Raw genomic sequence first — 12,299 nt, forward strand, 5'->3', positions numbered from 1 at the left:
AATATTTTTTAATAATCTCCTATTTTCTTTTTAGAACAAACAATATTCCTGCACTGCAAACAAACAAAATAACAATAGGCATAGTTTTTGAATTATCTCCTGTTTGTGGAGTTGACATATTTTCATTTTCTATTTGTGCATTTTCATCTTGTACTTCTCCACCCAATGCATATGCGCCTTGTTCATCTTCACCCTGGTTATTTGATGATGATTGTTCATCCTTTATGCCAAGCTTAGAATTTGCACTAATAAAATAATCTGAACAATGATCAATTTCAAATACTGCTTTTCCATCTTTAACAGAAATTTCATTAACTAATTCGCTTTTACCTGTTTTTTCATTAAAATAGTATAAGAAATAATCTCCATCTGCTAAATCAACATCTATAGTTACTTTTGCCTTTCCTGGTAGCTTACCTTCATGATCAAAACTTAAAATAGTAGCATCTTTTGCAATACTTTTAATTTTTCCATAATTTTCAGATGTAAATGAAATCTTTGTATTAAAACTAATAGTTGGATCTGTAATTTCACTACCCTTAAAGCTTATTGAATAGTCCTTACCTTCTATAGTCTTATCTTTAAAGGTATACACTTCGTCAGAACCAATTATATTTTTAAATACATCACTTATTATTGTCTTATTATTTTCAAGTTCATTAATTACTTTTTCTGCAAATAAAACATCCTTATAGTTTTTAACATGCTTTCTATCCTTTTCATTAAGTTTTTCATATTCAGCCTTTAACTCTAAAACAGTGTTTTTATCCTTTAAAGTTATATTCATAGGATATATTTCACTAAAAATTCTATCATCAATTTTCTTTACCTTAGCTTCAATTTCTTCTATCTTTTTCATTAATGACTCTAATTTTTCACAGCCAGTTTTCTTATCTGGTAAATCTGGTAATGCTTTTAGAGCAATTAAAAGTTGAGAAACATTATTTTTATCATCAAGTCCAATATCACTTGGTAATCTGTCAATATTTTCTAAAATCAATTTTAACTTAGCAAGATTTTCTTTTTCTAATTCTTTTTTAAGTTCCTTAAGCTTGCTATTTGCATTATTTAATTTTTCAATATTTGTTACCTTTTTCTTATCAGCATCGCTTAGTTTATTAAATTTTTCATTTATTTCTACTATTTTTTTCTCATCATTTAAGGTAATTGTTTCTGGAAGATTCTTAATAGAATTTATTACATCATTTATCATGGCTTCATCTGTTACCGTGATACTAATTTGGTATTTTTTTACTTCATTTTTTCTATTTTTTATTTCAATCTGTATTTTATCTCCATCCACAGCTTTTATTTCAGAGTTTAGTGGTATACTGCTTGTATCATAAGCACCCATTGGTATATTTACAAAGCTAAAACTCTTTACATTGGATGGGATTTCAAGAGAATAGCTTTGCTTATCTTTATCAAAAGCTATGTTGTAATTATTTCCATTACCTTTTATAATGAATTCCTTTTGATTGGTTTCTGGACGAAAATCATATAAATTTCTCATATTATTTCTTAAGCGCCAGTAAGATACCAATCCATAAAGAGTCTGTTCTGTTGCCATACTATTTGATGCATCAGGTTTAGAAGATGGATTTTCAGGATCATACTTATATGAATGTAAAAATCCCCCGTCCCTTTCATTTCTATATTTCATTATTCCATCAATTAGAGTTTTTCCATTTTTTATAAATCTAGAATCTTTCTCGCAGTCAATTCCAATAGAACACAATGCAGTAAGAATTTGAATTGTACTTTCTACATTTTCAGTTCCCCAGCTAGTAAAGTCCCCATCATTATTCTGTCTTGTACCCATTAAATCTAGACCTTCATCTATAATTTGTTTTATAGTTTTATTACACTCTATATAATTTCCTTGTGCGTCCTTAATCTTTTTTGATTTATATGTGTACACCTTATCACTGTTATAATATGGTGCCAAAGCTTGTATAGCCATACCTGTTATATCTACATCAGATACATTTCCCCAAAGAGCAAATCCACCATCTGCTATCTGTTCTTCAAGTACTGCCTTAATAATATCATCCCTTGTATATTTAACTCCTTCTGGAACCTCATATTTCATGCTGTCCAAAGAAATAAGTGCCCAAATAGCTCCATTTATACCCTGTCCTTTAATTCCTCTTCTTGTAACACAGTTATAAGTTCCATCTGCAATTAGATTTATAGGCTTACCCTCTGGGTCAGTTCCAATCTTTGTAGGATCGCCTCCCATAGCGAGAACTGCTAAAGAAATTCTATGCCACTCAGTACCTTTAACAGCATGCAATTTACCTTTTTCTTTGTATCTTTCAGTAACATTTTTTTCTATAGCAGAAAGATATGCAGCATAATCATCTTTATATCCATATCTTCCAACACCTATTGGAAACCAATCACCTGGTGTGGTTCCTGCCATTGTTAAAAATTCAGGATTTAATAACTTTTCATTTCCCTGCTTTGCCCATTTTATTATTCCTTCAATGGTTTCTTCTAGCTTTGCATTGGAAATAGAATTTACTTTTACTTCCTCTGCAAAAGCATTAGTGGTCATTCCAAGTATCATAAATATCGAAAGTATAATACTTAGTAACCTTTTTTTAATTTTCAAAATATACACTTCCCCTCTAATTTATTACTATGTCAACATAAAACTGTATTAATTATGCTCTATTATTCAACTTTAATTAACTTTCCTTGAACTACAAGCCTAGCATTTTCCCAATCATATGCACAGGTAGACAAAGTAATCATTGTATCCTTACAGTTAAATTCAACATTTCTAAAATACAATGCGGAGCTTTTGATTAACTTTAAATAATTGCTCACTTCTTCATCATTATTAAAATAAATTTTTCTATAATCAAAGTCTGCATTTACAACAAAAACAGAGAAAACTTCAAATTTATATTTTTTAGGAAGAATAGCTAAGTCTACTAATTGATTATTCTTATAAAACTCTTTATTTTTAAAAAGTTTTAAGTCTGCAAACATGCTTCCATCTTTCATGTTATGTCCGTATAAAATTATGTTCTGTCCAGCTAGACTATTATTGTTTAATTTGTTTCTGTAATCAATAAAAATAGTGCCATACTTACTTTTATTCTTTTTAATATCATGTTTAATATAAAATTCATTATTTGCACATTGGACTACTGGATAATTAACTTTACTGTTATTAATCTTTATAATCCCTTTTATGTCACTATTTATATCAATTAAACTTTGCATAATATTTCTATTTTCACTATTATTACTTGATCCATTTTCGATTATTTGAGAAAGCTTTTTGGATAAATTATCATTTAATTTTTTATTATAGTAAAATTTATATCCCATATAAACAAGGCTCGCTGTAGAAAAGAGAAAAGCTATTAGTGCAATTAAAAATAGTATCTTCCTTCCTTTCTTAACCTCTACTTTAAATATCATATTTAACCCCTTTCTCAAAAAACAATCAAAAATCTTTGCTCTATATTTCTTTAGGGCACCAAAGTTTTCATTATGAATTTATATATTTTTATTGTATTTTTTCCTTTTTGAAACAATCAACACTACTAATGTTGCTAAAGCTGTAATAGCTACAATGCTCATCATGAGAATAGGTGACTTGTCTCCTGTTTTAGGTGTTTCCGTAATTTCTGCTGATTTAGGTGTATCTTCAACATCTGCAGCTTTAAATGTTTCTGTAGCTTTTTCTGTTTTATTTGTCTCTGCATTTTCTCCTGATTTTGGTTTCTCTGATGTTTCCCCTGATTTTGATTTCTCTGAAGTAGCTTTAGCTTTTTCTGCAATAGCATACAAACTAAAGTGATCTGTTTCAAAAGATATAGTATTACCATTAATAGTTGCTTTCATATCTTGTAGAGTACCATCTTCTAATATTCTGTACACAAGTACTCGACTGTGATCATAATCAGTAGGTATATTCATTGTAACCTTCACTTTACCATTTGGTTGAATTTTTTTCTTCTCACTTTCTAGTGAAATATCGAAGGATTTAAATTTTTCCGAAGTACCCTTTAATGCTGTTTTAATCTTATTGAAAACCGTTGCATTTGACTCTATTACTGGTACTACTACCAGTTTTGTATCCACTGGCACAACATTAGACTGCATTTCTACCTTAATTCCAGTATCTTTGTCTTGATTCTCTACTGGTTTAGTGCTTAGTTTAGGAACTGTAACTTTACAAGTAGCAGTTAAATTACTAACTTTTGCAGTAATAACTGCCTCTCCCGCTTTTAGCGCTGTAATCTTTCCATCTTCTACCTTTATAACTGTAGCATCTGAACTTGTCCATTGTACAGTTTTATCATCTGTGGTATTTTCTTCTTTATAACTAACTATTAAATTTTCCTGAGCATTTTTTTCTAATACTAAAGATGTACTATTAAGTGATATGCCAGTCAAAGGAATCTTTAAATCTTGAATCTTTTTAATTGCATTATCTAACTTTTCAGCATTTGTCACCTTTTTCTGATCATTAACACTTAATTTATCAAATTCTTTCTTTACTTCCATAACTTTTTCTTCATCTTTTAGTGTAATATCCTCTGGTAGACTATCTATATCTTTTATTATTTTTTGTAAATTTCTATTAAGTTCTTCAATGGTCTCTATTGATTTGTTTAACTTTTCAGCATTTGTTACTTTTTTCTGATCAGCACTACTCAACTTATCAAATTGCTTCTTTATTTCCATAACTTTTTCTTGGTCATCTAATATAATATTTTTAGGTAAGTTATCTATCTCTTTTATTACATTTTGTAAAGCTCCATTAATTTGGTGAATCTTTTCTATTGCCTTATTTAATTTTTCAACATTTGTTATTTGTTTCTGAATATCACTGGTTAGATTGTCAAAATTGGACTTTATTGCTATAACCTTTTCCTCGTCATCTAATGTAATATTCTCTGGTAATTTATCTATCTCTTCTATTACAAGATCTTGAATCTTTTTAATCGCATTATCTAATTTTTCAGCATTTGTTACCCTTTTCTGATCACTACTGCTTAATTTATCAAATGCTTTCTTTACTTCCATAACTTTTTCTTCATCTTTTAATGTAATGCTTTCTGATAAATTATCTATATCTTTTATTACGTTTTGTAAAATTTCTTTTATTTCTTCAATCTTCTTAATTGCATTGTTTAACTTTTCAATATTTGTTATCTCTTTCTGAACATCAGCAGTTAGTCTATCAAAATTTTCCTTTACTTTCATAACTTTTTCTTGATCATCTAATGTAATATTTTCTGGTAAATTATCTATATCTTTTATAACAAGTTTTTGTAGTTCAAATTGTTTTATAACTTTATCTAATTTCATATAAATTTCATCTACAGACTTTTGTGTTGCATCCAATTGAGCAGCTATCTTATTTGCCTCGTCATATACTGACTTAATCCAATTTTTTGCTAATATTTCTTCTTTATATTTAGCAGAATTTATAGAAGAAAGTAATGTCATCAATCTATCTTTATTGGCTACTTCATAAAAGTCGGTATTTTCACCACCCATGGCATATCCGCCACCGATATCGGCACCATATCCATATAAAGTAAATTGCACACGAATCACATCTCCATCGGCTGGATAAGAATCAGCAAAACCTACATTTGGGAATACATTATTTAGAGCATACATCCAACCAGACATAAATGTGTAATCAAACTCTCCCAAGCAACTAGCATCATTTAAATTATCTGGTGGCCAGTTACCTTTACTCTCTAAAACAGTTTTTAGTCCTTGTGGTACTTTATCCTCAATATTGACAGGAGCATTCAAAAGTTGTGCTTTATCTTGATCTGTACATCCATGATCAAGTACCCCTCCATCTCCTACTATAGACAAATAAAAGCTATCCTCCAATCTTCCAGTATGTTCATATGAATAACCATGTTCAGTCAAAATACGATCTAGTGCCTGTGCCGCATTTTCACCTTCATAAATTGGAACTTGTGTGGGTTCAATTATAAAACCTCTACCAATTGTTAATGCTTCTACTGTCCAAGTGGCATAACCAATTAACTCACCCTTGGCAGCTTTTTCATATATAATGTTATAGGTTTTAATTGCTTCAATATCACCAGAAAAGGCTCTTACAACAACTGTATTTTTACCCTCTTGACTAAATTTAAGTGTATAGCTTGTTTTGTTTTCGTCATCCCAATTTGGATTTACCTTTTCTCCATTTAAGGTAACCTCACTTGATATTTTTTTGCCATCCAATCTAGCAACAACATCGAAGGTTTTTTTACTACCTTTTAGTGTAGCACCATCAATTAATGTTGTTTCTAAAGAAATCTGCCCTTTTTCAACCGCATAGACTGATGGTGGAACTGCTATCATCATCATGAACAATGACAATAACAGCGCCACAACTTTCTTAAGTTTCATTTCATATTCCCCCCTATAAAAAATCTAAATTATAAATAAAAAAAGAGAACCACAATTCGGTTCTCTTTTAAACAGATTATTAAAAAATTAATTGTAAACAATAAGTACTACTAATAATACTTATTACTTGCATTAAAATAATCAAGCTAAAATCCCACCGATATTGCTTAAATAACAACATAAGGCAGGTCTCCTGACTTGAAATCATCCTACTAACTTAAAGTCTTCCCAGTTTTACCAGTGACTAAGAACATTAAAATATGTTCTTCTATAAGCTTTCGTCTTTCTCACAGTAGCGGGGGCTGTTATGGTTTTTCACCATATTCCCTTTTAATGTACGTTTGAATGTACAACCCTACATCTAATAATTATTCAATTTCAATTGTTTAAATTTAATCACACAACTGTATTATATATCTTATGTATCCATAATACAATATATTTTGAAATATTTATCTTTTATGCTCTAAAAATTACATTACTAGAAATGAAAAAAATTCTATTATCCCAAACTAAATATTTACCATGGTTCCAAAAGTCTTATCCAAAAAAATTTGATGCAACCCCAAGCATAATAGTAATTAGGATAATATTACCTATATAATATTGCAAACAAAAAAAACGTAAAAGCCATCTCATTTTCATATTGTTTCCATGATTTTAAACATATAATCTATACTTTATCTTTACTCTTTCCATTTTCTTTATCATCTTTTCTCCAAATACAAATAGGAAAAAGGCTGTACCAAAACCATGAACAGCATCATAGGGAGCACCTGAAACATAAAGCATAGCTAGTGATTTAAAACTTATAGTTACATTTGAAGCTGGTATTGAACTGGCCATGACCATAGCAGCCATATTCATTATGCTACCATATATTATGAAGGTTGTAAAAAAACCATATATAGATAAAGTTATGTCATCTATGGGCAATCTCTTTCTTTGTATAAAAAGTCCAAGCACAAGTCCTACTGCTCCAAATGCGTATAGCCACCATCCAAAAAAAGTCCCCGTAGACTTTGTATAAAGATATATCACATAACCTATTGATACGGATATTATGATACTTAATACTGGACCTACTATAATTTGAAAACTTCTTGATTTTACCTTATCCACCTGGGTTTTATTAAATATTAACCCTGACAAAAATCCTAATATACCCCAGCAAAACATTTGCCATGGTGTCCATGGACCATGTCCTGCAAAAAAGTTAACAACAAATCTTGAAATAGCACCTACTAAAAATCCTGCTTCTGGTCCAAGAGATATGCCTGACAAAATAACCATTGCAGTCCCTGGTTGAAAAGGTGTCATCATAAAACACATTAAATTTCCAACAGTAGTTAAAGCAGACATTACTGCTATCATTACTATCTCTCTAGCTCTTGGACGTCTTTTTTCAAACACCATGAAAAATGGTAGCATTGTATAAAATACTATGAATAATCCTATGAGTAAATACCTTTTATCCTCTAAATATTTAATTCCTATAAATATAGTAATAGGAATTATTACAAATATTATAAATGCTGATACAGCTGTTCTTTTCCTAAATGCTAATTCATAACGTTTTGGATCATATTTTCTTGACATAATTGAATCACATCCTCACAGGTTATTGCATTTTCAAATATATGTTTTGACATGCGGTTTGACGCTGTGGTATAAAAACTGTTGCTACTGAAAATCTCCCTTGGTGTATCCTCTGAAATAACAGTTCCATCAAACAACATGGCACATCTATCAAAATACTGGGCACAGAACTCTATATCATGAGTAACCATAATTATAGTTACTCCTTCTTTTTGAAGTTTTTTAAATATTTTAGCTAAGACTTTTTTATAAAAAGGATCTAGTCCTTTTGTAGGCTCGTCCAATAATAATATCTTAGGATTTAACAATAAAATTTTACCTAAAGCAAGCCTTTGCTGTTCTCCTCCACTTAAATCATAGGGATGTAAATCACCTAAATTGGATAAACCCAAAATCTCTAACATTTCATTAGCTTTACTTATTTTCTCATCATCTGTAGCATTTATATCCTGAACCATATCTAATAAATCCTCAAAAGCACTTGGCTCTGTGAATAATTCCTTAGGGTCTTGAGGCAGCATACATATATTTTCTGTAAATAATTCTTTATACTTATATTTATTTATTTCCTTACCATCTATTATTATCTTGCCTCTATAAGCCTTTTTTGTACCTGTAATAAGCTTTAAAAGAGTGCTCTTTCCCACTCCATTTCCCCCTATTATAGAAAATAACTCTCCTTTGTTTACAGTAAGGGATAAATCTCTTATAACATCATTACCTTCCTTACTATATCTAAACCATGAATCTTTTATTTGTATAATAGGTTTCTTTATATTTGCATAGGATTCATTTATACAGGACTTATCTATAGAAGATTTATTTTTACAATCGATTTTTTGAATCCTTGGCTTATTCCCTAATAAATTAGTAAGCCACATCTTTCCATCTCGTACTGTTATAGGACAGTTGGTCTCAAAATTAATTTCTGAATTCATCCTAGAATCCTCTTTTAGATTCATACTAAAATTCCCTTGTAAATTCATCTTGCAATTTGTTTCTAAATTCATCCCACAATTTGCCTTTAGATTCATTTTAGAAATTACTTTAGATTTCACTCCAGTATTCACTTGAAAACTCATTCCATGATTCATTTCAGATTTCACTTCAGAATAAACCTTCATAGCCGTTGGAAGTCCATCATACATAGGATGTCTCTTTCCTTTTGAGCTTAGAAAATTTCCCACCTTTAATGTATTGTCATAAATCTGAGCTTGTCCATCCTCCATTACAAGAACTTTATCAGCTATGGGAAAAACCTCCTCCAATCTATGCTCCGATAATATAATTGTTGTACCCAATTCTAGATTTATCTTTCTTAAAGTTGATATAAATTCTGCAGATGCTATAGGATCAAGCTGTGAAGTAGGTTCATCTAATATAAGAACCTTTGGCTGCAGAGCCATAACTGAAGCAAGGTTTAATATCTGTTTTTGTCCTCCGGATAATTCAAAAACACTTTTTCTAAACCAGCTCTGTATACCAAAGAAACTTGCCATTTCAGCAACTCTCTTTCTTATAAATTTAGTCTTCATCCCTAAGCTTTCTAGTCCAAAAGCAAGCTCATGCCAGACTTTATCTGTAACAATTTGTTTATCTGGACTTTGATGAACGAATCCAATTTCTGATGCACTAATAAAGGCACTTAGCTTGTCTATAGATATACCATTATAAAGCACTTCCCCTAACACATCTCCATCCGGTGCTAATTCTTGCTTCATATGGCGAAGAAAAGTACTCTTGCCACAACCAGATTTTCCACAAATTAAAACAAACTCTGATGGATATATCTTAATATTTAAATTCTTAATTGCTTCTTTTTCACATCCTGGATATGTGAAACTCATATTCTTGAACTCAATGATTTCCATTTATATTCCTCCAATAGGTCAATTATTACAGGTATCATAAGTAAAATAAAATATGCCAAATACACAATTACAGACATTATTGTTATATGCTCAATGCCGATAGCTGGATAATATATTATATTATTCATACCAAAATAGCAGCCCATTGAAACAATCAGTGATAGAAAAGCTATGATGGTTAAAGTAATTGCATCTCTTCTGTCAAAACGGTATATGCTAAAGCTTGAACGATGTGGAAGGCCATATCCTCTAGCTCTCATAGAATCTGATGTTTCAATAGAATTTTCCATTGACCATGTTATAAGTATAGAAAATTCTCTCATAAATTGTTTAGCCCTTTTAAGTACTCCCCCCTGTGAAATACCTCTTCCAATATTCCTTTGACCTTCTGAAATATTCTTTAATTTTTTCTTAAACAATGGTACAAATCTAAATGTCATTGATAAAACTAAAGAAAGTGAGGGAATTATTCTTCCAAAAAGATATATAACCTTGTCCGAAGTCATTATGTAATTAATAGATTTAAACCACATTATAGCGCTTATCATCATAATTCCTGAAGCTACACCATATATTATTGCTTCTAAAGTTATGGCATTATCATTTAAATAAAAAAGTATAGTTACCCCTTTATGAACAAATAATGGATTTATTATAGCCATAATTATTAGCATCGGTATTAAAAACTTCAAATTAGACTTCAATGATGCTATTCCATTTAAAACAACAGAATAAGTAAAGGATGCTACTAATGTGATTATAAGAAATAAAGGATGCATAGAAAAAACCGTAAACAAAATCACTGCTAAAAAGTAACAAAAATTCACAATAGGATGATATGTTTTAAATCCTGTCTCCATATTCACACCCTCCTTTAGTCCTTATTATATTTAGAGTAATCCTGATCTCCTACATCCTTACCTAAATTGCAGGTGTAATTCCAAGATATATAGTCATTTTCTTTAACATTATATCTACTGCAGCCATAATTAGGAAACCAACCATTTACCTTATACATCCAGCCACTCAACTCTCCACCGTCAAATTCATATAGATGATTTATTCCTTCCACATATGCTCCGCTATATAATGGATCATTCCTAAATTCCATTTGAATCCCTTTACTTCTAGTTGCACGCTTCAATATATCAAATACATTTTCATTCTCTTTTATTTGGACTTTCGTAGGTGGCAAAATCACACCATCTTTAGGAATATAAGAGGCTTTTCCTTTTGGAAGTCTATCCATATTGTTAAGTATTGTATTACAACGAATTTCTATAGTACAGTATCTCTTTTTAGTCCTTCTTGAATTGGCAGAAGTACTTTTAGTTCTTTCTTTACTTGCTACTGTTTTATTATTAGTATTATTATTTGCTTTATTGCTTACATATCTATTATTAATTTCTTTATTACTACTTTTTACATCTTTGTTTTCTTTATTAGCATTATCCTTATTACTATTTACTTCATCTGAGTTATTTTTATCTGTATTATTTTTATCTTCGGCAATCTCTGAAGTTTTTGCTTTATCCTTTTCAGCTTTAGATGATTCATCCTTATTTTCATTTTTAGGTTTTACTTCATCAAATTTTACTTTTGCTACTTCTGTCTTTACATCAGATAATACCCAATCTCCACCTTCATCTATGCTAAATGAAGCCATGCTGTTTTTAAACTGTATTTCAGATTTATAAACTAAATGATTAGAAGCTTCATTATATTTATATAGATATTTTTTTTCCTTAGATGGATTATGAAGTTTTATGTCTACCTCTAGAGGCAATTTATTATTATGGCGGAAAGACAACATGTCCACTTTCATGCTATTGTCCTTAGCAATGATTTTAATAAATTCCTCATACACTGTATCAGTTTCTATATCTAAATTTATTGGATGTATCTCCTTACCCTTACTTCCTAATATATTCCACTCTACTTTTTTATTAGATCCTACCTTAATTTCCTTATTAAAGATTTTATTTTCTTTTTTTATCTTTTCTAACTCTTCACTTGATAGACAATTTTTATTAGAGGAAGATTTGAATTCTTTAATATCAGCTTTAATTTTCTTATATTGTTTTCTCATATCATCAATATCTGGTGCTTCCTCTTCAACTAAAACTTCAGCCTCAGCAATAGCATTTTTTATCTTAATAATATTATTCTTAGAGTAATCGCCTTTGTCATTTCCCAGCTTAGCCTTATCTAATAATGTATTTGCTTTCTTTATCTGTGTAGAAATAGCTTTATTATAATCCGATGGTTCGATAGACAATTTATAAAGTCCACCTATTACAAAAAAGGCCAATATACTGATGAGTATTATCCTTCTTATCCTTTTTCTTTTCATAACCAAACCCCTTATAAATTATTTGGAGAGACCACATTATATGATCTCTCACTGTTTAATTATTTTTC

Annotated in this window: 7 protein-coding genes and 1 riboswitch; all 7 genes read right to left on the minus strand. The window is 30.0% G+C overall.

The features are described 5' to 3' along the window. Positions 1 to 19: 19 nt before the first annotated feature. The 7 genes from CC89_RS10170 to CC89_RS21120 all read right to left on the minus strand — a co-directional run bounded on the left by CC89_RS10170 (position 20) and on the right by CC89_RS21120 (position 12,231). Positions 20 to 2,617, minus strand: coding sequence for a prenyltransferase/squalene oxidase repeat-containing protein (locus tag CC89_RS10170; protein WP_035291831.1), 2,598 nt, complete (start codon positions 2,615 to 2,617; stop codon positions 20 to 22). A gap of 62 nt (positions 2,618 to 2,679) precedes the next feature. Continuing rightward, positions 2,680 to 3,438 carry a class B sortase gene (gene srtB, locus CC89_RS10175; protein WP_051931704.1) on the minus strand — a complete coding sequence of 253 codons (759 nt, stop codon included), beginning with the start codon at positions 3,436 to 3,438 and terminating at the stop codon, positions 2,680 to 2,682. A 78-nt stretch (positions 3,439 to 3,516) separates the two neighbouring features. Continuing rightward, positions 3,517 to 6,408: an Ig-like domain-containing protein gene (locus CC89_RS10180; RefSeq protein ID WP_035291833.1), complete on the minus strand. Its 2,892-nt coding sequence runs from the start codon at positions 6,406 to 6,408 to the stop codon at positions 3,517 to 3,519. A 166-nt stretch (positions 6,409 to 6,574) separates the two neighbouring features. After that, a riboswitch (cobalamin riboswitch) is annotated at positions 6,575 to 6,781 on the minus strand. 287 nt (positions 6,782 to 7,068) lie between these two features. Beyond that, positions 7,069 to 8,007: an ECF transporter S component gene (locus CC89_RS10185; RefSeq protein ID WP_051931706.1), complete on the minus strand. Its 939-nt coding sequence runs from the start codon at positions 8,005 to 8,007 to the stop codon at positions 7,069 to 7,071. After that, positions 7,971 to 9,878, minus strand: coding sequence for an ABC transporter ATP-binding protein (locus CC89_RS10190; RefSeq protein ID WP_035291835.1), 1,908 nt, complete (start codon positions 9,876 to 9,878; stop codon positions 7,971 to 7,973). Before CC89_RS10190 ends, CC89_RS10185 begins: the two co-directional genes overlap by 37 nt. Then, complete coding sequence (locus CC89_RS10195; protein WP_035291838.1) at positions 9,851 to 10,738, minus strand: energy-coupling factor transporter transmembrane component T; 888 nt, start codon at positions 10,736 to 10,738, stop codon at positions 9,851 to 9,853. Before CC89_RS10195 ends, CC89_RS10190 begins: the two co-directional genes overlap by 28 nt. A gap of 14 nt (positions 10,739 to 10,752) precedes the next feature. Continuing rightward, a complete protein-coding gene (locus CC89_RS21120; protein ID WP_051931708.1) occupies positions 10,753 to 12,231 on the minus strand; it encodes a DUF4430 domain-containing protein in 1,479 nt (492 codons plus the stop codon). Between the last annotated feature and the right edge of the window lie 68 nt (positions 12,232 to 12,299).

Source organism: Clostridium sp. KNHs214, from assembly GCF_000744935.1.
Taxonomy (GTDB): domain Bacteria; phylum Bacillota; class Clostridia; order Clostridiales; family Clostridiaceae; genus Haloimpatiens.

Bases quoted from the DNA above. Each gene is read 5' to 3' on its own strand.
- CC89_RS10185 (WP_051931706.1), bottom strand. From the start codon at position 8,007: ATGTCAAGAAAATATGATCCAAAACGTTATGAATTAGCATTTAGGAAA.
- CC89_RS10180 (WP_035291833.1), bottom strand. From the start codon at position 6,408: ATGAAACTTAAGAAAGTTGTGGCGCTGTTATTGTCATTGTTCATGATG.
- CC89_RS21120 (WP_051931708.1), bottom strand. From the start codon at position 12,231: ATGAAAAGAAAAAGGATAAGAAGGATAATACTCATCAGTATATTGGCC.
- CC89_RS10190 (WP_035291835.1), bottom strand. From the start codon at position 9,878: ATGGAAATCATTGAGTTCAAGAATATGAGTTTCACATATCCAGGATGT.
- srtB (WP_051931704.1), bottom strand. From the start codon at position 3,438: ATGATATTTAAAGTAGAGGTTAAGAAAGGAAGGAAGATACTATTTTTA.
- CC89_RS10195 (WP_035291838.1), bottom strand. From the start codon at position 10,738: ATGGAGACAGGATTTAAAACATATCATCCTATTGTGAATTTTTGTTAC.